Origin of the sequence: Streptomyces sp. CS113, assembly GCF_002188365.1 — a bacterium.
Classification (GTDB): Bacteria; Actinomycetota; Actinomycetes; order Streptomycetales; family Streptomycetaceae; genus Streptomyces; species Streptomyces tendae.
The window spans coordinates 7,354,662-7,377,509 of sequence record NZ_KZ195574.1 but is presented as its reverse complement, the minus strand read 5'-3'; the positions used below and the strand labels follow the sequence as shown (position 1 = coordinate 7,377,509).

At 72.8% G+C, this 22,848-nt stretch carries 21 protein-coding genes; 7 read left to right on the top strand and 14 right to left on the bottom strand.

Annotation, left to right across the window (positions count from 1 at the left end):
* The 3 genes from B9W62_RS33285 to B9W62_RS33275 are packed head-to-tail and all read right to left on the bottom strand — an operon-like array spanning position 1 to position 3,049.
* Positions 1 to 1,899 carry a sodium/solute symporter gene (locus tag B9W62_RS33285; protein ID WP_087810631.1) on the bottom strand — a complete coding sequence of 633 codons (1,899 nt, stop codon included), beginning with the start codon at positions 1,897 to 1,899 and terminating at the stop codon, positions 1 to 3.
* A 28-nt stretch (positions 1,900 to 1,927) separates the two neighbouring features.
* Positions 1,928 to 2,287 (bottom strand): hypothetical protein, encoded by a 360-nt coding sequence (locus B9W62_RS33280; RefSeq protein WP_087810630.1) that lies wholly within the window; start codon positions 2,285 to 2,287, stop codon positions 1,928 to 1,930.
* Between the two features lie 3 nt (positions 2,288 to 2,290).
* Complete coding sequence (locus B9W62_RS33275; protein WP_087810629.1) at positions 2,291 to 3,049, bottom strand: LytR/AlgR family response regulator transcription factor; 759 nt, start codon at positions 3,047 to 3,049, stop codon at positions 2,291 to 2,293.
* 77 nt (positions 3,050 to 3,126) lie between these two features.
* On the opposite strand from B9W62_RS33275, the gene B9W62_RS33270 reads away from it, so the two are divergent.
* The 3 genes from B9W62_RS33270 (at position 3,127) to rocD (ending at position 5,815) form a co-directional block, all read left to right on the top strand.
* Positions 3,127 to 3,630, top strand: coding sequence for an Lrp/AsnC family transcriptional regulator (locus B9W62_RS33270; RefSeq protein WP_087810628.1), 504 nt, complete (start codon positions 3,127 to 3,129; stop codon positions 3,628 to 3,630).
* Positions 3,631 to 3,755: 125 nt separating this feature from the next.
* Positions 3,756 to 4,595 (top strand): dimethylargininase, encoded by an 840-nt coding sequence (ddaH, locus tag B9W62_RS33265; RefSeq protein WP_087810627.1) that lies wholly within the window; start codon positions 3,756 to 3,758, stop codon positions 4,593 to 4,595.
* Entirely contained in the window at positions 4,592 to 5,815 is a 1,224-nt protein-coding gene (gene rocD / locus B9W62_RS33260) for an ornithine--oxo-acid transaminase (protein ID WP_087810626.1), read from the top strand. The genes ddaH and rocD overlap by 4 nt, the downstream gene beginning before the upstream one ends.
* Before the next feature lie 15 nt (positions 5,816 to 5,830).
* On the opposite strand, the gene B9W62_RS33255 is transcribed toward rocD, so the two are convergent.
* Positions 5,831 to 6,289: an RpiB/LacA/LacB family sugar-phosphate isomerase gene (locus B9W62_RS33255; RefSeq protein ID WP_087810625.1), complete on the bottom strand. Its 459-nt coding sequence runs from the start codon at positions 6,287 to 6,289 to the stop codon at positions 5,831 to 5,833.
* Positions 6,290 to 6,430: 141 nt separating this feature from the next.
* On the opposite strand from B9W62_RS33255, the gene proP reads away from it, so the two are divergent.
* A complete protein-coding gene (gene proP, locus B9W62_RS33250) occupies positions 6,431 to 7,945 on the top strand; it encodes a glycine betaine/L-proline transporter ProP (protein WP_087810624.1) in 1,515 nt (504 codons plus the stop codon).
* 149 nt (positions 7,946 to 8,094) lie between these two features.
* On the opposite strand, the gene B9W62_RS33245 is transcribed toward proP, so the two are convergent.
* Positions 8,095 to 11,295: a M20/M25/M40 family metallo-hydrolase gene (locus B9W62_RS33245; RefSeq protein ID WP_087810623.1), complete on the bottom strand. Its 3,201-nt coding sequence runs from the start codon at positions 11,293 to 11,295 to the stop codon at positions 8,095 to 8,097.
* Positions 11,296 to 11,528: 233 nt separating this feature from the next.
* Positions 11,529 to 13,061, bottom strand: coding sequence for a helix-turn-helix domain-containing protein (locus B9W62_RS33240; RefSeq protein WP_087810622.1), 1,533 nt, complete (start codon positions 13,059 to 13,061; stop codon positions 11,529 to 11,531).
* 217 nt (positions 13,062 to 13,278) lie between these two features.
* Between B9W62_RS33240 and B9W62_RS33235 the strand changes: the two genes are divergently transcribed.
* Together B9W62_RS33235 and B9W62_RS33230 are read left to right on the top strand one after the other, a co-directional pair.
* Entirely contained in the window at positions 13,279 to 14,001 is a 723-nt protein-coding gene (locus B9W62_RS33235) for a lysophospholipid acyltransferase family protein (protein ID WP_087810621.1), read from the top strand.
* Positions 14,002 to 14,081: 80 nt separating this feature from the next.
* Entirely contained in the window at positions 14,082 to 15,107 is a 1,026-nt protein-coding gene (locus B9W62_RS33230; RefSeq protein ID WP_087810620.1) for an NAD-dependent epimerase/dehydratase family protein, read from the top strand.
* Between the two features lie 89 nt (positions 15,108 to 15,196).
* Here B9W62_RS33230 and B9W62_RS33225 read toward each other — a convergent pair whose 3' ends face one another.
* The 8 genes from B9W62_RS33225 to B9W62_RS33185 all read right to left on the bottom strand — a co-directional run bounded on the left by B9W62_RS33225 (position 15,197) and on the right by B9W62_RS33185 (position 22,099).
* Positions 15,197 to 16,810 carry an alpha/beta hydrolase gene (locus B9W62_RS33225; protein ID WP_087810619.1) on the bottom strand — a complete coding sequence of 538 codons (1,614 nt, stop codon included), beginning with the start codon at positions 16,808 to 16,810 and terminating at the stop codon, positions 15,197 to 15,199.
* 153 nt (positions 16,811 to 16,963) lie between these two features.
* Positions 16,964 to 17,728, bottom strand: coding sequence for an urease accessory protein UreD (locus B9W62_RS33220; protein WP_087812204.1), 765 nt, complete (start codon positions 17,726 to 17,728; stop codon positions 16,964 to 16,966).
* Positions 17,725 to 18,402: an urease accessory protein UreG gene (ureG, locus tag B9W62_RS33215; protein WP_087810618.1), complete on the bottom strand. Its 678-nt coding sequence runs from the start codon at positions 18,400 to 18,402 to the stop codon at positions 17,725 to 17,727. The genes B9W62_RS33220 and ureG overlap by 4 nt, the downstream gene beginning before the upstream one ends.
* A 167-nt stretch (positions 18,403 to 18,569) precedes the next feature.
* Positions 18,570 to 19,244, bottom strand: a complete 675-nt coding sequence (locus tag B9W62_RS33205; protein ID WP_087810616.1) for an urease accessory protein UreF — start codon at positions 19,242 to 19,244, stop codon at positions 18,570 to 18,572.
* Positions 19,245 to 19,252: 8 nt separating this feature from the next.
* Positions 19,253 to 20,974, bottom strand: a complete 1,722-nt coding sequence (locus tag B9W62_RS33200) for an urease subunit alpha (RefSeq protein WP_087810615.1) — start codon at positions 20,972 to 20,974, stop codon at positions 19,253 to 19,255.
* Positions 20,967 to 21,278, bottom strand: coding sequence for an urease subunit beta (locus B9W62_RS33195; RefSeq protein ID WP_087810614.1), 312 nt, complete (start codon positions 21,276 to 21,278; stop codon positions 20,967 to 20,969). Before B9W62_RS33195 ends, B9W62_RS33200 begins: the two co-directional genes overlap by 8 nt.
* Positions 21,279 to 21,291: 13 nt before the next feature.
* Positions 21,292 to 21,594: an urease subunit gamma gene (locus B9W62_RS33190; protein WP_087810613.1), complete on the bottom strand. Its 303-nt coding sequence runs from the start codon at positions 21,592 to 21,594 to the stop codon at positions 21,292 to 21,294.
* Between the two features lie 223 nt (positions 21,595 to 21,817).
* A complete protein-coding gene (locus B9W62_RS33185) occupies positions 21,818 to 22,099 on the bottom strand; it encodes a type II toxin-antitoxin system Phd/YefM family antitoxin (RefSeq protein ID WP_087810612.1) in 282 nt (93 codons plus the stop codon).
* A gap of 109 nt (positions 22,100 to 22,208) precedes the next feature.
* Between B9W62_RS33185 and B9W62_RS33180 the strand changes: the two genes are divergently transcribed.
* Positions 22,209 to 22,844 (top strand): ATP-dependent Clp protease proteolytic subunit, encoded by a 636-nt coding sequence (locus B9W62_RS33180; RefSeq protein WP_087810611.1) that lies wholly within the window; start codon positions 22,209 to 22,211, stop codon positions 22,842 to 22,844.
* The last annotated feature ends 4 nt before the right edge of the window (positions 22,845 to 22,848 follow it).

Here is a 22,848-nt window from a genome sequence, read left to right as displayed (position 1 = left end):
TCACCGCGTGGACTCCTTGCGCGGGTCGGCCGTCGCGTCCGGGCCGTTCGAGCGCGGGTCTTCTGCACGCGGGGCGTCCGTACGCAGGTCGTCCGTATGCGGGGCGCCCGTGCGCAGGTCGTCCGTACGCGGGGCGCCCGTGCGCAGGTCGTCCGTACGCGGGGCGCCCGCGCGCAGGTCGTCCGTACGCAGTTCCTCCGTGCCCAGTTCCTCCGGCAGGTGGAAGCGGGCCAGGATCGCCGCCGTCCCGGCCGGCACCCGGCCCGGGGTGGCGAGGGACACCAGCACCATGGTGAGGAAGCCCAGCGGCACCGACCAGAGGGCGGGCCAGGCCAGCAGCGCGTGCAGCGATCCGCCGCCGCCCGGGAAGCCGCCCATGGTGGCGGCGACGGCGAGCAGGGCCGAGCCGCCGCCCACCAGCATCCCGGCGGCCGCGCCGGGCGGGGTCAGCCGCCGCCACCAGATGCCGAGGACCAGGAGGGGGCAGAAGGAGGAGGCGGACACCGCGAAGGCGAGGCCCACGGCGTCGGCGACCGGGAGCCCGCCGACCAGCGCGCTCGCCGCCAGGGGCACGGCCATGGCGAGCAGGGTGCCCAGCCGGAAGTGCGGCACGGCGCGGGACGGCAGCACGTCCTGGGTGAGGACGCCCGCGACGGCCATGGTGAGCCCCGACGCGGTGGACAGGAACGCGGCGAAGGCACCGCCCGCGACCAGCGCGCCCAGCAGGTCGCCGCCCACTCCCCCGATCACCCGGTCGGGCAGCAGCAGGACCGCGGCGTCCGCGTCCCCGGTGAGGGTCAGTTCGGGGGCGTAGAGGCGGCCGAGGGCACCGTAGAGGGGCGGCAGCAGGTAGAAGGCGCCGATCAGGCCGAGCACGGCGACGGTCGTGCGGCGGGCCGCGACGCCGTGCGGGCTGGTGTAGAAGCGGACCACGACGTGCGGCAGCCCCATGGTGCCCAGGAACGTGGCCAGGATCAGGCCGTACGTGGCGTACAGCGGGCGTTCGGTGCGGCTCTCGGCCCGGGACGGGGACAGGGCGTCGTCGGCGCCGCGTCCGGCCGCCGGGACGGGGGTGTCCGCGGCGAAGGTGAGGCGGGCGCCGGCCGCGATGCGGTGGGTGCCGGCGGGCAGTGCGACGCGGTCTCCGTCGTGGGCGCGGCCGTCCACGGTGCCGTCGACGGTGACGGTGAGCGGCTCGTCGAGCTTGAGGGTGAGGCTGTCGTCGACCCGTACGGAGCGCTGCTCGCGGAAGGTGGCGGGTTCGTCGAAGGGGCGGCCGGGGGCGCCGTCGGCCTGCCAGGCCAGCACCAGGAAGAAGGCGGGGACGAGCAGGGCGGTGAGCTTGAGCCAGAACTGGAAGGCCTGGACGAAGGTGATACTGCGCATGCCGCCGGCGGCGACGATCGCGGCGACCACGACGGCGACGATCACCCCGCCCAGCCAGTCGGGCGCCCCGCTGAGCACGCTCAGGGTCAGCCCGGCGCCCTGGAGCTGGGGCAGCAGGTACAGCCAGCCGACCCCGACGACGAAGGCGCCCGCGAGCCGTCGCACCCCCTGGGAGGCGAGCCGGGCCTCGGCGAAGTCGGGCAGCGTGTAGGCCCCGGAGCGGCGCAGCGGGGCGGCGACGAACAGCAGCAGGACGAGGTAGCCGGCGGTGTAGCCGACCGGGTACCAGAGCATGTCGGGGCCCTGGACGAGGACCAGGCCGGCGATGCCGAGGAAGGACGCGGCGGAGAGGTACTCGCCGCTGATGGCGGCGGCGTTGAGGCGGGGGCCGACGGTGCGGGAGGCGACGTAGAAGTCGGAGGTGGTCCGGGAGATGCGCAGGCCGAAGGCGCCGACGAGGACGGTGGCCACGACGACGAGGGCGACGGCGGGTATCGCGTAGCTGGAGTTCATGGCGCCTTCTCGGCCTCGTTCCGCACGGTCACCGGTCCTCGACGAGCCGCACGAAGTCGCGTTCGTTGCGCTCGGCGCGGCGCACGTACCAGCGGGCGAGGAGGACCAGGGGGGCGTACAGGCCGAAGCCGAGGACGGCCCACTCCAGGCCGCGGGCGTCGGGCAGCGCCGCGAAGAGCAGCGGCAGCGGTCCGACGAGGAGGCCGAGGACGGCGAGGGCGGTGAGGCCGGCCCGCAGCTGGCTGCGCATGAGGGAGCGGACGTAGGTGTGACCGAGGGTGGTCTGCTCGTCGATCTCGGTGCGCGGGCGGTAGTAGCCCGAGGCGCGCCGGGTACGCCTGGGCGGGCCGGTGACGGTCACGCGCCGTTCGGCGGGGTCCTGGGGCACGGTTCACGGCCTCCGCATGAGCAGGTCCCGCAGCTCCCGGGCGTGGCGCCGGCTGACCTGGAGTTCCTCGGTGCCGACCAGGACGCTGACGGTGCCGGCGTCCAGGCGGAGTTCGCCGATGTGGCGCAGGGCGACGAGGTGGCGGCGGTGGATGCGGACGAAGCCGCGTGCCCGCCAGCGTTCCTCAAGGGTGGTCAGGGGGATGCGGACGAGGTGGCTGCCCCGGTCGGTGTGCAGGCGGGCGTAGTCGCCCTGGGCCTCGACGTGGGTGATGGCGTCCACGGCGACGAAGCGGGCGACGCCGCCCAGTTCCACGGTGATGTGGTCGGGGTCGGGTTCGTGCACGGGTATCCGCGGCGAGGGGAGCGTCGCGCCGCGTTGCTCGGCGGCGCGGCGCACCGCCTCGGCCAGCCGCTCCCGGCGCACGGGTTTCAGGACGTAGTCGACGGCGTCCAGGTCGAAGGCCTGGACGGCGAAGTCCTCGTGCGCGGTGACGAACACGACGAGCGGAGGCCGCGCGAACCCGGTCAGCAGCCGGGCGAGGTCCAGTCCGTCGAGGCCCGGCATCTGGATGTCGAGGAAGACGACGTCGATGGCGTCGGGACCGTCGGGGCCCGACTCCAGCGCCCGGTTGATGCGGCGCAGCGCCTCGGTCGCGTCGCTCGCGCCCTCCGCCGCGCCGATGCGGGGATCGGCGTTCAGGAGGTACACGAGTTCCTCGAGCGTGGGGCGTTCGTCGTCGACAGCCAGGGCGCGCAGCATGAGGCTGGAGTGTAGGAGTAATCCGCACGCCTGCACACGGGCCGGGCGTGGACGTATCCGCTGGATACAGTGCCCGCATGAGCAGCAGGCCCGCTTCGTTCGACGAACTCGACCGGAAGATCGTCACCGCCCTGATGGAGAACGCCAGGACGTCCTTCGCCGAGATCGGCGCGGAGATCGGACTGTCCTCGACGGCGGTCAAGCGCCGGGTGGACCGGCTGCGCGAGACCGAGGTGATCACCGGTTTCACGGCGACGGTGCGGCCCTCCGCGCTGGGCTGGCGCACGGAGGCGTACGTGGAGGTGTACTGCGAGGGGGCGGCGCCGCCGCGGCGGCTCGCGGAGGTGGTGCGGGGCTACCCGGAGATCACCGCGGCGATGACGGTGACCGGCGGCGCGGACGCCCTGCTGCACGTGCGGGCGCGGGACGTGGAGCACTTCGAGGAGGTGCTCGAGCGGATTCGTGCGGAGCCGTTCATCCGGAAGACGATCAGCGTGATGGTGCTGTCCCACCTGATCCCGGACAGTCCCGAGGCAGGAGCGGCCCTGCTCGCCCCAGAGGACGCAGCGGACGTGCGCTGACCAGGGGAACAACGCAGCGATCCTGCGGGAACACGCAGCTTTCGTCGCTTGTCGGGCGCGGTCGCCCCTTCTTACCGTGGTGTCAACACCCCGTCACACACCGTGAAAAGCGGAGGTACCCCTCTGTGACCGAGTCCCGTGTGCCGCGCCGGCGGCGCTTCGTGGTCTGCGAACCCAGACACTTCGCCGTGCAGTACGCGATCAACCCGTGGATGAGCACCGGCCGACCGGTCGACGTCATCCGCGCCCTCGACCAGTGGCAGGCGCTGGTCGACACCTACCGTGCCCACGGCCACACCGTGGACACCGTCGCGCCGGTCCCCGGCCTGCCCGACATGGTCTTCGCCGCGAACTGCGCGGTGGTGGTCGAGGGCCGGGTCTTCGGCTCCCTCTTCCACGCGCCCGAGCGGCGTCCGGAGTCCGTGCCCTTCGAGGCGTGGTTCAAGACGGAGGGCTTCGAGGTCCACCATCCCGAGTCGGTCTGCGAGGGCGAGGGCGACCTGGTCCCGGCCGGGCGCTGGATCCTGGCCGGCACGGGGTTCCGCACCACCCCCGCGGCCCATCGCGAGGTGCAGGAGTTCTTCGGCGTGCCGGTGATCTCACTGACCCTGGTGGACCCGTACTTCTACCACCTGGACACGGCGCTGTTCGTGCTGGCGGAGGGGACCGACGCGGACGGCGGGAACATCGCCTACTACCCCGGCGCCTTCTCACCCGGCAGCCGGGAGGTGCTGGAGCGGCTCTACCCGGACGCGGTGATCGCCACCCGCGAGGACGCGATGGCGTTCGGGCTCAACTCCGTGTCCGACGGACGGCACGTGTTCATCGCGCCTCAGGCCCGGGAGCTGGCCGACCGGCTCGCCGGCCGCGGCTATCTGCCCGTGCCCGTCGACCTGTCCGAGTTCCACAAGGCCGGTGGCGGCATCAAGTGCTGCACCCAGGAGATCCGGGAGACCCGCTCATGACCGCACCCGCCCGCACCGACCGCGGTTCCGAGGAACTGATCCGCGCGGAGGAGCCCGTCCTCGCGCACAACTACCACCCGCTGCCCGTCGTGGTGGCCCGCGCCGGGGGCGCCTGGGTCGAGGACGTCGAGGGCCGCCGCTACCTGGACATGCTGGCCGGGTACTCGGCCCTCAACTTCGGCCACCGCCACCCGGCGCTGATCGAGGCCGCCCACCGGCAGCTGGACCGGCTCACCCTGACCTCGCGCGCCTTCCACAACGACCGGCTGGCGGGCTTCGCCGAGCGGCTGGCCGCCCTGACCGGCACGGACATGGTGCTGCCGATGAACACCGGCGCGGAGGCGGTGGAGAGCGGCATCAAGGTGGCCCGCAAGTGGGCCTACGACGTCAAGGGCGTCCCGGCGGACCGGGCGACGATCGTGGTCGCGGCGGACAACTTCCACGGCCGTACGACGACGATCGTGAGCTTCTCCACCGACGAGACGGCCCGTTCCGGCTTCGGCCCCTTCACGCCCGGTTTCCGGATCGTTCCGTACAACGACCTGGCCGCGATGGAGGCGGCGGTCGACGAGACGACGGCGGCCGTGCTGATCGAGCCGATCCAGGGCGAGGCGGGGGTGCTGATCCCGGACGACGGCTATCTGGCCGGGGTGCGGGAGCTGACCCGGCGCAAGGGCTGTCTGTTCGTCGCGGACGAGATCCAGTCGGGCCTGGGCCGCACCGGGCACACCCTGGCCGTCCAGCACGAGTCGGTGGTGCCGGACGTGGTGCTGCTCGGCAAGGCGCTGGGCGGCGGCATCGTCCCGGTGTCGGCAGTGGTCGGCAGCCGTGAGGTGCTGGGTGTGCTGCGTCCGGGCGAGCACGGTTCGACGTTCGGCGGCAATCCGCTGGCGGCCGCGGTGGGCACGGCGGTGGTGGAGCTGCTGGAGACCGGCGCGTTCCAGCGCCGGGCGGCCGAGCTGGGCGCGGTGCTGCGCGAGGGACTCGCCGCGCTGGTCGGCAAGGGCGTCGTCGGCTTCCGGGCGCGGGGGCTGTGGGCGGGCGTCGACGTGGACCCGGCGCTGGGCAGCGGGCGCGAGATCAGTGAGCGGCTGATGCGCGAGGGCGTCCTGGTCAAGGACACCCACGGCTCCACGATCCGGCTGGCCCCGCCGCTGACCGTCACGGCCGAGGAGCTGACCGGCGCCCTCGGGACGCTGGAGAAGGTCCTGACCTCCTGACCCGCCCGGCGGGTTTCACCGAGCGGCTCGGCGGTCCTCGTCGAGCCGCTCGACGTGGGCGACGTTGTCCCGGTCCTCGGCGTCCTCGCTCGGTCCGCCCGCGAACCAGGCGTCGAGGATCTCCCGCAGCAGCGGCCCGGACGTCAGCCTGAGGCTCAGGGCGAGCACATTGGCGTCGTTCCAGCGCCGGGCCCCGTCGGCGGTGTACGCGTCAGCGCACAGGGCCGCGCGAACGCCGGGCACCTTGTTGGCGGCGATGGAGGCGCCGGTGCCGGTCCAGCAGCACACCACGGCCTGGTCGGCCCGCCCCTCGGCGACCTCGCGGGCCGCCTGCTCGGAACAGGCGGCCCAGCGCGGGTCCGCCCCGGGGCTCAGCGCGCCGTGCGCGCGGACCTCGTGGCCGCGGGCGCGCAGTTCCCCGACCAGGAGCCGGGCCACGGGTTCGTCCATGTCGGAGGAGACGGAGATACGCATGTGCGAAGCGTACTCACCGGCCGCTCACCTCATCGGCCCAGTCACATGACCGAAGTCACGACCATACCCAGCATGATCGGGGGAACGGGTACGACCTGAGAGACGTACGACCGAGCGGCGCTCCGTCCGGAGTGTCTGCGTGTGGAAAGGGAGGCCGCCACGTCCCCCACCGAGAACGGACCGGAGACCGACGCCGCGGCGGTGCGCCGCCACCCCGCCCTCTTCCGGGCGATCAAGCGCCGGCAGAACCCGCGGCTGCGCCGGTCGGACATCACCGTCACGGACGAGGCAGCCGTCAAGCGCGCCGTCAAGGCGGCCTCTCTCGGCAATGCCATGGAGTGGTTCGACTTCGGCATCTACGCCTATCTGGCGGGCACGATCGGCCGGGTGTTCTTCCCCTCCGGGAGCGACACCGCGCAGCTGCTCTCCTCGTTCGCGACGTTCGCCGTGGCGTTCCTGGTGCGGCCGATCGGCGGCATGGTCTTCGGCCCGATGGGCGACAAGGTCGGCCGCAAGAAGGTGCTGGCGCTGACGATGATCCTGATGGCGATCGGCACGGCCGCCATCGGGCTCATCCCCAGCTACGACTCGATCGGCTTCTGGTCGCCGCTGCTGCTGATCCTGTTCCGCCTGCTCCAGGGCTTCTCCACCGGCGGCGAGTACGGCGGCGCGTCCACCTTCATCGCCGAGTACGCGCCCGACAAGCGGCGCGGGTTCTTCGGCAGCTTCCTGGAGCTGGGGACGCTGGCCGGGTACACCGGTGCGGCCAGTCTCGTCACCGCGCTGACGGCGGGGCTCGGCAGCGACACGATGGACGCCTGGGGCTGGCGGATCCCGTTCCTGGTCGCGGCGCCGCTCGGCATCGTGGGTATCTACCTGCGGCTGAGGCTGGACGACACGCCCGCCTTCCTGAAGCTGGAGGACTCCAACGTCCACATCTCCGAGGCGGCGACCGCGGTGGAGACCACCGCGCGGGGCGACCTCGCCAAGATCTTCCGCACCCACTGGCGGTCGCTGGTGCTGTGCATCGCGCTGGTCGGGGCGTACAACATCACCGACTACATGCTGTTGTCGTACATGCCGACGTACCTGTCGGACGAGCTGGACTACAGCGAGAGCCACGGTCTGATGATCCTGGTGGCGACGATGGTCCTGCTGATGCTGATCATCAACCAGGTCGGCCGGCTCTCCGACCACTTCGGCCGCAAGCCCGTCCTGATGACCGGCATGATCGGATTCTTCGTGCTGTCCGCCCCGGCCTTCGTGCTGGTGCAGGAGGGCAGTCTGCTCGCGGTCTCGGGCGGCATGCTGATGCTCGGCCTGTCACTGGTCTGCCTGCTGGGCACGATGTCGGCGGCGCTCCCGGCGATGTTCCCGACCAACGTCCGGTACGGGTCCCTGTCGGTCGGCTACAACCTGTCGGCGTCCATCTTCGGCGGGACCACGCCGCTGGTGATCACCGCGCTGATCAGTGTGACCGGCTCCGACATGATGCCCGCGTACTACTCGATGGCGGCGGCGCTGGTCGGTGTGGTGGCCGTGGCCTGTATGAAGGAGACGGCCCAGAAGCCGCTGGCGGGCTCCCCGCCGGCGGTGGGGACCGAGGAGGAGGCCGCGGAGATGGTTGAGGCGCAGGCGCCGACGCCGAAGTTCTGACGCGGGGCGGTCCGCCGACGCCGAAGTTCTGACGCGGGGCGGTCCGCCGACGCCGAAGTTCTGACGCGGGGGCGGGTCCGCCGACGGGCGGTGGGGTTCGGTGCGAACCCCACCGCCCGTCGGCGCGTCAGGCGTTTCCCGCCCGCGTGTCAGAGGCGCTGCCACAGAGCCGGGACGTTGGGCGGCTCCCAGCCGGGGTAGGCGGTGTGGCCCTGGATGCACCGGTAGCTGACGCCGTCGTAGCTGACCAGGTCACCGGCCGCGTAGGTGGCTCCCAGCCGCCAGGTGGTCTCGCCGCCGCCGTCGCCGGGCACGGTGAGGGTGTAGGTCGTGGTGTGGGTGACGGTGCCCGTACCCGTGAGGGTCAGGGTGTAGGTGCCGGGAGCGGTGCCCGCGGCGACCTGGACCGTGGCGGTCGAGGACTGGCCGGAGGTGACCGAGGCCGGGCTGAAGCCGACGCTCACTCCGGTCGGCGCGCCGGACGCGGACAGCCGCACGGTCTGGGCGTCGCCGCTGGTGGTGGCGGTGTTCACGGTGACCGTCGCGGAGCTGCCCGGCTCGACCGTGCCCGAGGACGGGTTCGCGGAGAGGGAGAAGTCGTCCCGCGGGTTCGGTGCGTCGCCGACGGCGGTCTTCCAGATCGTGTACGCGATGCCGTCGGCGCTGCGGTTCAGCGCGGTGGCGTTGATGTTGGAGGTGGTGTCGCAGGCGGAGTGGTAGCACGGGTCGTAGGACCGGCCCGCGGTGCCGCCCCACTTGGCGGCCTCCGAGGACGACTTGATCGCGGAGGCGCCGGTGGCGTAGCCCGAGGTGGGGACGCCGACCTGCTGGAACGAGTAGTCGTCGGAGCGGCCCTGGCCCTCGACGTTCTCCTGCGGGGCGAGGCCGAGGGAGGTCCAGTACTCCCGCATCGGGGCGGAGGCCGAGGAAGTCAGGTTGTTGACGAAGTAGCCGCCGTTGACGGAGCCGACCATGTCGAAGTTGTAGTACGCCTTGATCCTGGCGCGCTCGGTGGAGGACAGGGCCCGGGCGTAGAAGTCGGAGCCGTTCAGGCCCTGCTCCTCGTCGGTCCACCAGGCGAAGCGGACGCGGTTCTCCATGGTCGGGTTCTGCTCGGCCAGGGTCAGCGCCGTCTCGAGGAGCGCGGCCGAACCGGAGCCGTTGTCGTTGATGCCGGGGCCCGCCGAGACGCCGTCGAGGTGGGCGCCGAACATGTAGACGCTGTTCGCGTCGCCCTTGGGCCACTCCGCGATCAGGTTGTTGCCCGCGCCTGCGGAGCAGCCGGAGGTGCAGGTCTGCTCGGTGACGGTGTAACCGGCCGCCTGGAGCCTGCCCTTCACGTACGCGAGGGAGGCGTCGTACCCGGAGCCGGTGGACCGGCGGTTGCCGCCGTTCTGCGCGGCGATGGAGCCGAACTGCGCGAGGTGGGCCTGCACTTGGGCGACGTCGACGTCGGGCGGGGTGCCGGGGTCGGTGCCGCCGCCGACGGTGAGGGTGTACTGGGCGGTGTGGCTCTTGCTGCCCGCCGTGCCCTTGACGGTGATCGAGTAGGTTCCGGCGGCGGTGCCCGAGGTGGTGGAGACACGCATCGTCGAGCTGGAGCCGGAGGTGACCGTGGACGGGCTGAAGGAGACGCTCACGCCGGGCGGGGTGCCGGTGGCCGTCAGCGACACCTGCTGGGCGGCGCCGGTGACGGTGGTGGTGTTGATCGTGGCGTTGACCGCGGAACCGGCCTCGACGTTGCCGCTCGCCGGGCTGAGGGCCAGCGAGAAGTCGGTCTGCTGCCCGGTGCAGGTCGGGTCGCCGCTCTGGGCCGGGATGTCGATCGCGTTCCAGGCCGCCTTGGTGGCGTCGAACAGGCCGCAGGACGGGTCGAGGTTCTTGGCCGCGGTGAGGGTGGCGCTGCGGTACCGCTTGTAGGTCATGCCGCTGGTCTTGAGCAGCATCCCGCCGTAGAAGATCTTCCCGGCGTTCTGGATGCCGATGCCGGTCACCCGGCTGCCGTCGCAGGTGGGGCTGGCGGGCTTGCCGCCGCCCGGGTTGGAGCCCTCGGCGAGGAGGTAGAACCAGTGGTTCATGGGTCCGGCGGCCGCGTGCTCCTCGGTGTTCGGGATGGCGGAGGAGTAGCAGTTGGGGTCGTTGTTGACCAGCTGGGGGTTGTACATGTTGCGGATCGGGCCGCGGCCCTGGAGGTTGATCTCCTCGCCGACGGTGTAGTCGGGGGTGTCGTGCGGGGCGGGCTGGTTCGCGTAGGCCTCGGTCAGGGCTCCCATGATGTCGCCGGTGGCCTCGCCCAGGCCGCTCTCGTGGTTGGCGCCGCCGGGGGTGAAGCTGTCGAGCCCGTGGCCGAACTCGTGGCCCACCACGTCCATGCCGGCGATCCACTTGTTGGCGCTGTTGTGGCCGATGGTGACGCGGGAGCCGTCCCAGTAGGCGTTGAGCTGGTTGAGGCCGACGAGGACCGGCCAGCTGCCGCCGTTGCCGTTGTGGCCGTTGCGGCCGAGCCAGTCGCGGAGCATGTCCGACTCCTTCTGCGCCGCGTACATGACGTCGACGCAGCCGGTCTCCTTGCTGGAGGCGTTGCCGGTGCCCCAGTCGTCGTCCGGTCCGGTGAACAGGCCGCCGTTGTAGTCCGAGCACTGAAGGCCGGGGCGGGTGGTGTCGCGCAGGGCGTACTGGCTGCCGGAGCGGGAGGTGTCGATGGTCAGCGGGTCGGGGCCGTTCCACTCGCTGTGGCCGGTGCCGGCCTTCACGTCGTCGTAGCTGTCGACGACCTTGCCGGTGCGGGCGTCCACGAAGACGTGCAGCCTGCTGGGCGCGTGGTCCTCGGTGGTGCCGACGAGCACGGTCTCCCAGGCGAGGGTCTGGACGTCGTCCTTGACCCGGACCACCAGCCGCTTGGAGTCGACCTCGTCGACCTTCGCGAGCCGCTCGCGGCTGGTCCGCACCGCCTGCGCGGCCTTGATCCCGGCCTCGGTGGGCACGGCGATCGCGGCCTCGGTGGCGGACCGGACGGCGCGGACCCTGCCCTTGCCGTCGGCGAGGACGACGGCGTCGCCGCCGACCACCGGCAGTCCGTGGTAAGTGCGCTCGTAGGCGACGGAGAACAGGTTCTCGTCCCAGGGGGTGACCTGGTGGCGGTCGTACCGCTCGTCGGGGCCGCCGGCGACGAGGGCGTCCAGGCCGCTGCGTACGGCCTGGTCGGCCGCGGCGACGGCCCTCTCGACGGGGGTGGGTTCCGCCGCGGAGGGCGCGGACCGCTCCGAGGCCGAGGCGAGGGAGGTCGGTACCACCACCCCTGCGAGCGTCATGGCCAGGACTGTCCCGGCCACCGCGGTCTGTCTGAGCATCGTGGCTCCTTGTGAGAGTGGGGGGCTCCTTGCGGGCCGACCCGGGCCGTGACATGCCGGACGCGCGCCCTGGGGTGCGGGGACGCGTCCCTCGGGTGTCAGTTGCATGTCAGGTCGCGGGCTGGCGGAACCCTCACACCTCGGCGCACCGCAATCAACGGCTCGGCGGGCGCGGTGCGGTCCTGTCAAATTCCGGCAAGTACGGGTGGGTGGCCGGCAGATGCCTCGCGGGTTCACTCCCCCGCGTCGAGCAGCCGCTCGCGGTACGCCCTGACCTCCGGCAGGTCGGCCCACTTCCCGGTGAGCCTGCTGTGCAGGCCGCGCAGTTCGGCGGTGACCATCGACTCGCGCGAGCGCACCGCCTCCGGCAGGGCCTCGGTGGCCAGGGCGACGGCCGCGCCCGGATCACCGGCGCACGCCCAGCTGTCCGCCAGGCGCAGGGTGAGCAGCAGCCGGGCACTGCGCATCTGCGGCGGCACCTGTGCGCGCGAGCGTGCGGTGGCGTCCACCGCACGCCGGGCCGCCGCCCGGTCCCCGGTCGCCACGGCGAGGTCGCGCAGCGCGCCGCCGATCGCCGAGTCGACCCGCATCGCGCCCTCGGCCCCGGCCATCCAGGGCGCCTCCAGGTGGTCCTGCGGGCCGAGGCGGGCGAATCCCCGCCGGGCCAGGGAGATGTGGTGGCGGCAGGCCGCGGTGTCGCCCGCCAGGGCGTGGCCGCGTGCCTGGTACAGGTCGGACAGGGTGCCCATCCACCGGCGTCTCGTGTCCACCGCGCCGATGCCCCGGGCGTAGCCGAGCATCAGCGAGGGGTCGCCGTCGAGCCGGACCAGGGTGCACATGTCGCTGAGCAGGGTCGCGCGGGCCGAGGCGTCCTGGACGGCGTCCGCCCAGCGCAGTCCGTGGCCGAACCAGGCCATCGCCACGCCGATCTGACCGCGCTCCATCCGCAGCCGGCCGGCGACCTGGGCGTACTGGGCGCCGAGCCGCAACTGCCCGTACGGCAGCCGCCCGGCGGAGTTGACCTCGCCGGCCCAGTGGGCCAGGGCCCGCAGCAGTCCCTCCACGGCACTCACGCGGCCCTCGTGCCGGAACGCCTCGCGGATCAGGCCGGCCAGGACCGCGGTGAGCCCGTGCAGCAGTTCCGTCTCGGCGACCGCCGCTCCGCCGCCCGCGCCCCACGCCGGGGCCGCACCGCCCCCCGGTGCCGGCCCGCCGAGCAGCGCCGGTAACTCGCCCGGCTCGGGCACCGCGCAGCCCGCGGTGCCGTGCAGCGGGCAGGCCAGCCCCTCGGCGGGCAGCCGCGCGGGCCACATCCGGACGTCCGGCGCGTCCTGTCCCGCGGCGACGTCCGCGCCGGGCAGCGGCGCGAACAGCGCCGGGTCGGCCGGGCCGCTGCCCGGCCGCCGCGGCACTTCGCGCGGCGCGGCGACGACCGCGGCCAGCACTCCGCCCGTCTCCAGCACCGCGTCGAGCCTGCGCACCAGCCCGACGGGCGGCTCGCGCAGTCCCGCCTCGAGTTTGCTCACGGCGGAGTGGTGGTAGCCCACCCGCAGGCCGAGTTGCAGTTGCGTGAGCCCGGCCGCCCGGCGCAGGGAGCGCAACTGCCGCCCGAACTCCGCCCACGGGGCCTCGTCCGCCCGTGCCGGTCTGTCCGTCGGCGCCGGTCTGCCCGTCGGTGCCGGTCTCTCCGCCCGTACCGATCCGTCCGCCCGTGCCGATCCGTCCGCCCGTGCCGATCCGTCCGCCCCTGCCGATCCGCCGGTCATCCGCCCTCCCCCGGGTCGCGCCCCCGCCGCGGGCCGTGCGCCACCCGGGCTTCGCGCCTTCCGCCACCGGACAGCACAGAGGAGAGGGCAGGCCGCGTCAATCGAGTTGACCGAAGAGCGTCCGAACCGGTCCCGTCCGGTTTCGGCGAGGTCGGGCTACGATCGATCACCGGTCGCCGACGACCGGCCGAGAGCCCGGAGAACTGGGAGACGCACCGTGTTCTACTACGTGCTCAAGTACGTACTGCTGGGCCCGCTGCTGAGGGTCGTCTTCCGTCCCCGCATCGAGGGGCTCGACCATGTGCCGGGGTCGGGGGCGGCCATCGTCGCGGGCAACCACCTCTCCTTCTCCGACCACTTCCTCATGCCCGCGGTACTCAAGCGCCGCATCACCTTCCTCGCCAAGGCCGAGTACTTCACCGGTCCCGGCCTCAAGGGCAGGCTGACCGCGTTCTTCTTCCGCAGCGCGGGGCAGATCCCGGTGGACCGCTCCGGCAAGGAGGCGGGGCAGGCCGCGATCCGCGAGGGGCTCGGCGTGCTGGGCCGGGGCGAGTTGCTCGGCATCTATCCGGAGGGCACCCGCTCGCACGACGGCCGGCTGTACAAGGGCAAGGTCGGCGTCGCGGTGATGGCGCTCAGGGCCGGGGTGCCCGTCGTGCCCTGCGCGATGATCGGCACCTTCGAGGCGCAGCCGCCGGGCCGGAAGATCCCGAAGCTGCACCCGGTGGTCATCCGCTTCGGCGAACCCCTCGACTTCTCCCGCTACGCGGGCATGGAGGGCGAGAAGGCCGTGCTGCGTGCCGTCACCGACGAGATCGTCTACGCGATCCTGTCCCTGTCCGGTCAGGAGTACGTGGACCGGTACGCGGCGGACGTGAAGGCCGAGGAGGCGCAGAAGGCGGCGCAGGGCCGGAGGTTCCCCCGGCTGCCGCACCGCTAGCCGGGGGGCCGTCGGGTGCCGTCGTCTGCCGTGGGCAGAAGGGCGTGGCCGACCGGCGACGGGACGCCTACGGTCGCCGTATGACACGTGCAGTGGTGATCGGGGCGACGGGACAGATCGGACGGGCGGCGGTCGGCGCGCTGGCCGGGGACGGCTGGGAGGTGACGGCCGTCTCGCGGGGCGGCGAGCGGGACGCGCGGTGGCCGGAGGACGTACGGGTGGCGCGGGCCGACCGGGAGGACGACGCGGCGCTGTCGGCGGTGGTGGGCGAGGGCTGCGACGTCCTGGTGGACATGGTGGCCTACGGGGAGCGGGAGGCACGGCAGTTGGTCTCGCTGGCCGGGCGGGTCGGCTCGGCGGTGGTGATCTCCAGCGTGTCGGTCTACGAGGACGACAAGGGCCGCAACTTCGACACGCAGGGCGAGCCCGGCGGCTTCCCCGAGTACCCGGTGCCGCTCCCGGAGACACAGCGCACCGTACGCCCGGGCGACGGCTCGTACAGCACCGGCAAGGCGGCGCTGGAGCGGGAACTCCTCGCGGCGGGCGACCGGTTGCCGGTGACCCTGCTGCGGGCGGGTGCGATCCACGGGCCGTACTGCCAAACGCCTCGCGAGCTGTACTTCGTCAAGCGCAACCTCGACGGCAGGCGCCGGCGCGTGCTCGCGTACGGCGGTGCCAGCCGCTTCCATCCGGCGGGCGTGCGCAACATCGCCGAGCTGATCCGGCTGGCGGCCCCGCGGCCGGGCACGCGCGTGCTGAACGCGGTGGACCCGGACGCCCCGACGGTGGCGGAGATCGCGGCGGCCATCGACGCGGTGATGGGCGTCGAGACCGAGGACGTGCTGCTGGACGGCCCGCCGGCGGACGGTGTGGGCGACACCCCGTGGACCGTGCCCGCGCCGGTGGTGTGCGACATGGGCGCGGCCCGGGAGCAGTTGGGCTACCGCCCGGTGGCCCGGTACGCCGAGACCCTGCCGGAGACGGTGGCCTTCATCCGGGAGCGGCTGGCGGGGCGGGACTGGCGGGAGGCGTACCCGAAGATGTTCCGGGCGTACGGCGACCTCTTCGACTACGCGGCGGAGGACGCCTGGGCCGGGGGACGCTAGCGGCACGGGGAGGGGGCGACCGGTCGCTGCACGGGGAGGGGGCGGCCGGTCGGACCGGCCGCCCCCTTCCTTCGTCTCCGCCCGCCGGGTTACGGCTTGGGCGTGGCGTGCGGCGCGCAGGTCACGTCGCGGGCGTCCACCTTGCCGGTGAGCAGGTAGGTGTCCACGCGGTCGTTGATGCACGGGTTGACCAGTCCGGTGACGCCGTGCGAGCCGGCGTCCCGCTCGGTGATGAGCCGGGAGCCCTTGAACCGCTGGTGCAGTTCGACGGCGCCCTCGTACGGAGTGGCGGCGTCCCGCTCGGACTGCACGATCAGCACCGGCGGAAGTCCCTTGCCGGTCTTCACGTCCAGCGGGGTCTGCTGCTTGACCGGCCAGGTGGCGCACGGCAGGTTCATCCAGGCGTTGGCCCAGGTCATGAAGGGGTGGTCGCGGTGCAGCCGGGTGTTGTCCCGGTCCCAGGTGTTCCAGTCGGTGGGCCACTTGGCGTCGGTGCACTCGACGGCCGTGTACACGGCGTTGCCGTTCTCCGCGGAGGCGTTGCCCGCGGTGTCGGACAGGTCGGGTGCGGCGGCGTCGACGAGGGCCTGGGTGTCACCGGCGACGTACTTGCTGAAGATCTCGGCGGTCGGCGCCCAGGCGGAGTCGTAGTACGGGGCGCTCTGGAAGAAGGAGATCAGCTCGGCCGGTCCGACGACGCCGCCCAGCGGCTCCTTCGCGGCGGTGGCGCGCAGCTTCAGCCACTGCTCCTGGACCTCGGCGCGGGTGTCGCCGAGGTGGTAGGCGGCGTCGTTCGCGGCGACCCAGTCCTGCCAGTCCTTCCAGCGGCCCTCGAAGGCGACGTCCTGGTCCAGGTTGGCCTGGTACCAGATCTTGTCGCGGGACGGGTTGACGACGCTGTCGACGACCATGCGGCGGACGTGGTCCGGGAAGAGGGTGCCGTAGACGGCGCCGAGGTAGGTGCCGTAGGAGACGCCGAGGTAGTTCAGCTTCTTCTCGCCGAGCGCGGCGCGGATGACGTCGAGGTCGCGCGCGGTGTTCGGCGTGGTCATGTGCGGGAGCATCTCGCCGCTGCGTTCGAAGCAGCCCTCGGCGTACTCGCGGGCGAGCTTGCGCTGGGCGAGCTTGTCGGCCTCCGAGCCGGGCACGGGGTCGGCCTTGGGCGCCTTGACGAACTCCTGCGGGTCGGCGCAGGAGATGGGCGCGGAGTGGCCGACGCCGCGGGGGTCGAAGCCGACGAAGTCGTAGGCCTTGGCCGTCTTGGCCCACACCGCGCTCTTGCTCGTGACCCGCGCCGGGAAGCGCAGACCGGAGCCGCCGGGGCCGCCGGGGTTGTAGAGGAGCGCGCCCTGGCGCTCACTCTTGCTCCCGGTGTTGCCGATCCGGTCGACGGCGAGCTTGATCTGCTTGCCGAACGGCTTGGCGTAGTCCAGCGGCACCGTGACGTAGCCGCACTGGATGGGTTTCGGCAGGTTCCAGTCGGCGGCGCAGTCCCGCCAGTCGACGCCCGCTCGGGAGGCGCGGGCGGCGGCGATGGCGGCACCGCGCGCCTCCTTGTCCCAGCCCCGCGCGTGCCCGTGCCCATCGGCCGGGGCGGCGCTCGCGGCGGGCGCCGAGACGGCGCCGGCTATCAGCGTGGCGGTGACCAGCGCTCCGGCGGTGCCGAACGCGGTCGCCCTCCGCCGTATGCTGCTCGTGCTCAAGTGGCCCTCCCCGTACGTGTTCGCGACAAGTACGGGGATCCTCGCGGCTGTGGGATTGCTGAGAACAGAGCTGGTGCTACTTCTTTGCCAATCCGATAAACGGAGAAAAGCGTTCGATCGGCGGACCCGCCCGCCGGAACGCCCAGGGAACCCTCAGTCCAGCGAGGCCAGCGCCCCGTCCAGCAGCCGCCGCAGCCGCAGCGCGTCCGGCGCGACGGCGGTCACGAGCGCGGCCGGTCCGGCGAGCGGCAGGACGGCCGCGCCCTCCTCGAACGGGCGCGCCGCCGGTGGCTCGCTGACGAACCCGGGCCGTACGACGACCAGCTGGCCGACCGCGCGGTGTCCCGCCAGCCCGGCGGGCCCGTCCCAGCCGCCCGGCGCGCCGGGCCCGCACGCCAGCTCCTGGTCGAGGACGCACCGTCCGTCGATCCGTACGGTCAGACGGCTGGTGAGGCGTCCGGGTTCCTCCCCGGCCCGCCCGAGCACCTGCTCCTCGCGCAGCAGCAGCCGCGCCCCGGCGGCGAGGTCGACGGTGGTGGTGACGTGCAGGTCGCTGCCTGCGGCGGAGATCAACTGCTCCGGCAGCCAGCTCAGTTCGGCATCGTCGTCGACGGTGAGCCGGACGTCGTAGCGGGCGCCGGTCTTGTCCTGCCCCGGCAGCGCGAGGGTGGCGGCGGCCGAGCCGACGCTCAGGCGGGCACCGTCCGCCGCGTGGGCCGCCACCGTGAAGTGGTCGCCGCCGAGCGGCCCGCTCATCGCGCCGACCAGCATGACCCGGGCCTCGGCACCGCTCCCCCGGGTGCGCCGCACGGCGAGCGGTCCCTCGCCCTCCAGCACCGGCAGGACGGTGCCGCCGCGCCCGTCGCCGCGGGCGAGTATGCGGGCGTTCGCCCGGACGCCGCCGGCAGCGGTGGTCACGCGGTCCACGCGGCGATCCGCTCCCGCACCCAGTCGGCGACCTCCCCGACCCCGCCCTCGCTCCTGAGCGACTGGAGGACGACGGGCAGTTCGCCGCGCGCCGCCTTGGCGTCGGCGGCCATGCGCGCGAGGTCGGAGCCGACGTACGGCGCGAGGTCGGTCTTGTTGACGATCAGCAGGTCGGCGGTGGCGACGCCGGGTCCGCCCTTGCGCGGGATGTCGTCGCCGCCCGCCACGTCGATCACGAACACCTGCGCGTCGACGAGTCCCCGGGAGAAGGTGGCGGTGAGGTTGTCCCCACCGGACTCCACCAGGACCAGGTCGAGCGGACCGACCTCGTCCTCCAGGTCCTCGACGGCCTCCAGGTTGGCGGAGATGTCGTCCCGGATCGCGGTGTGCGGGCAGGCGCCGGTCTCCACCGCGGTGATCCGCTCGGGCGGCAGCACGGCCTCCCGGAGCAGGAACTCGGCGTCCTCCCGGGTGTAGATGTCGTTGGTCACCACGGCGAGGGACAACTCCTCCCGCAGCGCCCGGCACAACGCGGCGACGGTGGCGGTCTTCCCGGACCCGACGGGCCCGCCGAGCCCGATCCGCAGCGCACGCCGACTCCCGTCGGGCCGCCGGGCATCGGCGGAAACGGCGGCGGAGGATTCGAGGTGATGGTCGAGATGCATGAACAGTTCCTGTCAAAGTCGGGATCGGCCATACCAGCCCGTCCGGCGTTTGAGGACGAGGCCGTTCAGGCCGAAGGGGGGTCCAGGGGGCACAGCCCCCTGGCGGGGCAGAAGGGGCAGAGCTCTGGGGTCGGGATCGGGAAGGGGCGGCGGGGGCGAATCCCCACCTAGGAGGCGAACAACCGCACAGCCCAAGCGGCATGCGCCTCGGCCCCGATCTCCAGCAGCGGCGCGGACCGCGCGGGCAGCGCGTCGGCCCCGTCGGACACGACGCGCTCGCCCGTCTCCACGGCCTCCTGAGCCACCCGGTCCATCTCGTCCGCGAGCCGCGCCAGCACCCCCGTCGCGTCGAACGGATCGAGACCGAGCAGCCGCACCACCGCCGTCGCGGGTCCGCTCACCCCCTCGTAGAGCGAGCAGTACGCCGCGTCGAGCGGCCCGAGGCCGGCCGCACGCGCGGCCAGTCCCAGTACGACGGGCTGATGGGCGCCCTTGGGGAACAGCGAGGCCAGGGCGTCCAGTTCGGTGCTCGGCCAGGTCGCCCGGGCGGCTCGCATCAGCTGCCGTCCCAGCCTGCGCGCCGCCACCCGCAGGGCGGGCGACGGGGTGCGGGCGTCGGCGGCCCGGTCGAGTTCCCCCGGGTCGGCACCGAGGGCGGCGGCCGCCGCGACGCACGCCGCGACGACCCCGCTGGTGTGCAGCCGCCCCCGGCAGAACGCCTCCAGGCTCGCGGCATCCGTGATGCGTCCCGCCCGGACGGCGGCCTCCGCCCCGCCGGAGTGGGCGTGCCCTCCGGCGGGAAAGCGGCCGTCCGCGAGGACGAGCAGTGCGGCGCGGGTCATGCCGGCGCTCAGAAGAGGAAGTACCGCTGGGCCAGCGGCAGTTCGGCGACGGGGGCGGGTTCGACGAGTTCGCCGTCGATGGTCACCGCGAAGGAGTCCGCGGCCACCTCCACCCGGGGCAGCGCGTCGTTCTGGCGCATGTCGGCCTTGGTACGGCCGCGCGTGGACCGGATGGGCACGAACTCCCGGCCCAGCCCGAGCCGCTGCGCCAGCCCGTCCTCGACCGCCTGCTCGGACACGAAGTTGACCGAGTTGGCGGCGGGGGCGGTCCCCAGGGCACCGAACATCGGGCGCGGCAGGACGGGTTGCGGCGTGGGGATGGAGGCGTTCGCGTCGCCCACCTGCGCGTACGCGATCTGGCCGCCCTTGATGACGAGCTGCGGCTTCACCCCGAAGAAGCGGGGGTCCCAGAGCACCAGGTCGGCGAGCTTGCCGGTCTCGACGGACCCGACCTCGTGCTCGATGCCCTGGGCGACGGCGGGGTTGATGGTGTACTTGGCGACATAGCGGCGGACGCGCAGGTTGTCGGCGCGGGTGTCGCCGGGCAGCAGGCCGCGCCGCCGCTTCATCACGTGCGCGGTCTGCCAGGTCCGCAGGATCACCTCGCCGATGCGGCCCATGGCCTGGGCGTCCGAGGACATGATGGAGATCGCGCCCATGTCGTGCAGGATGTCCTCGGCCGCGATGGTGCTGGGCCGGATCCGGGACTCGGCGAAGGCCAGGTCCTCGGGGACGGCGGGGTTGAGGTGGTGGCAGACCATCAGCATGTCGAGGTGTTCCTCGACGGTGTTGACGGTGTGCGGCCGGGTCGGGTTGGTGGACGCCGGCAGCATGTTGGGCAGCGACACCGCCGTGATCATGTCAGGTGCGTGGCCGCCGCCGGCGCCCTCCACGTGGAAGGCGTGCAGGGTGCGGCCCGCGACCGCGTCGAAGGTGTCGCCGACGAAGCCGGCCTCGTTGAGGGTGTCGGAGTGCACGGCGAGCTGGACGCCGGACTCCTCGCACACGTCCAGGCAGGCGGAGATGACGGCGGGGGTCGCCCCCCAGTCCTCGTGGATCTTGAAGCCGAGGACGCCGGCCCGCAGTTGGTCGCGCATGGACTCCTTCGACATGGTGCTGCCCTTGCCGAGGAAGCCGATGTTGACGGGGCTCGACTCCAGGGCGGCGAACATCCGCGCGAGGTGCCAGGCGCCGGGCGTGACGGTGGTCGCCTTGCTGCCCTCGGCCGGGCCGGTGCCGCCGCCGATGAGGGTGGTGATGCCGGACGCCAGCGCTTCGTGGACGGCGTCGGGCGCGATGAAGTGGACGTGGGTGTCGATGCCGCCCGCGGTGACGATCTTCCCGTTGCCCGCGACGATCTCCGTCTCGGGGCCGATGACCAGGTCGGGGTGGACACCGTCCATGGTGTCGGGGTTGCCGGCCTTGCCGATGCCGGTGATCCGCCCGTCGCGGATGCCGATGTCGGCCTTGACGACACCCCAGTGGTCGATGATCAGGGCGCCGGTGATCACGGTGTCCGGTGCGCCTTCGGCACGGGTGGTGCGCGACTGCCCCATGGACTCGCGCAGCACCTTGCCGCCGCCGAAGACGGCTTCGTCGCCGGAGCGGCCGGGGCCGCCGGAGCGGTCCTCCTCGATCTCGACGAGGAGGTCGGTGTCGGCGAGGCGGACGCGGTCGCCGGTGGTCGGGCCGAACAGGTCGGCGTAGGCGGTGCGGGACAGTTCAGGCATCGAGGGCACCTCCGGTCGCGCCGCGCAGACCGACGACGACACGGGCGCCCGCGAGGGGGATCAGCCGCACGTCGACGGGGATGCCGGGCTCGAACCGGACGGCGGTGCCGGCGGCGATGTCCAGCCGCCTGCCGTGCGCCGCGGCGCGGTCGAACTCGAGACCGGGGTTGGCCTCGGCGAAGTGGTAGTGGGAGCCGACCTGGACGGGCCGGTCGGCGGTGTTGAGGACGGTCAGGCGGGTGACTTCGCGGCCTTCGTTGAAGGCGACCGGCTCGTCGGCGAACAGGATCTCTCCGGGGATCACGACTGCCGCCCCGTCAGATGATCGGTTCGTGGACGGTGACCAGCTTGGTGCCGTCGGGGAAGGTGGCTTCGACCTGCACGTCGTGGATCATCTCGGGGATGCCCTCCATGACCTCGTCGCGCTGGATCAGCTTGCGTCCGGAGGCCATGAGTTCGCCGACGCTGCGCCCGTCCCGGGCGCCTTCGAGGATGTGCGCGGTGATCAGCGCGACGACCTCGGGATGATTGAGCCTGACGCCTCGGGCGCGGCGCTTCTGAGCCACGTCCGCGGCCACATGGATGAGCAGTCTCTCCTGCTCGTGCGGGGTCAGTTGCATTTACCACCTCACAGGGCATCACGCCAGGACCGGACGGTCCGGCAGCCGCGGCCACCGCGACGGCTCTAGATGTAACACACATGCAGCCGCCCGAACGCACCCGCCGGTTCCGGAAAACCGCAGGTGGATCGGGGTGCAGACTAGGGCTAGAGTGTTACGGCCACGTCACCCGGTTTTGACCGATTGATTACCGATGCCGTCGGTGTCTTCCCGCGTGCCCGCGCTACGACGGGTCCGGCCCCCGGTGCTCCGCGGCGATGCCGAAGCGGTGGGCCCCCCGCGGTGTCGCGGCGGCCGCGTCGTGCACCGCGGCGACCGAGGTGACCACCTGGCCGTCCGGGGCCTCCCGGGTCTCCTCCAGTCGTTCGAGGTCGGCGGCGGAGACGAGGGCGACGAGGGGCTTGCCGTGCCGGGTCACGACGACGCGCTCGCCGCCGTACACCACCCGGTTGATCAGGTCGGCCAGCTCGGCCCTGGCTTGCGTCACCGGAATCTCGTAGGCCATGACCCCAGCTTACGGTTCCGCCCGAATCCACTCCCGGCAAGCGTACGTCCTGTACATTTTTTACAGAGAGCGTCGCCGAGTACGGTTCCGCCACGAGGAGGGGTTCGCCATGACCCGACCGTCCGCCCGCCACGTCCTGCCCGAGTTCACCGAACGCACGAGCGCCGGGGCCCGGACGACGGACCCCTACTCCAAGCTGCTCCAGGAGCGCATCGTCTTCCTCGGGACACCGATCGACGAGACCTCGGCCAACGATGTGGCGGCCCAGTTCATGTACCTGGAGCACCAGGCACCGGACCGGGACATCGAGCTCTACGTCAACTCGCCCGGCGGCTCCTTCATCGCCATGACGGCGATCTACGACACGATGCGCTACGTGGCCTGCGACGTGGCGACGACCTGCCTCGGGCAGGCCGGTTCGTCCGCCGCGGTGCTGCTGGCGGCGGGCACCCCGGGCAAGCGCGCCGTACTGCCGGGCGCCCGGGTGGTGCTCCACCAGCCGGCGCTCACCGAACCGCTGGAGGGCCGGGCGAGCGACCTGGCCGTCCACGCCGACGCACTGCTCCGGGCCCGCACCAGCCTGGAGGAGATCCTGGTACGGCACACCGGCCGCTCGCACGAGCAGGTGCACGCGGACATCGAGCGGGACCTGGTCCTGGACGCACGACAGGCCCTGGAGTACGGGCTGGTGGACCGGATCGTGCCGGGGCGCAGGACCCCGCCCGCCTCGCCCGGCGCGAGGTGATCCG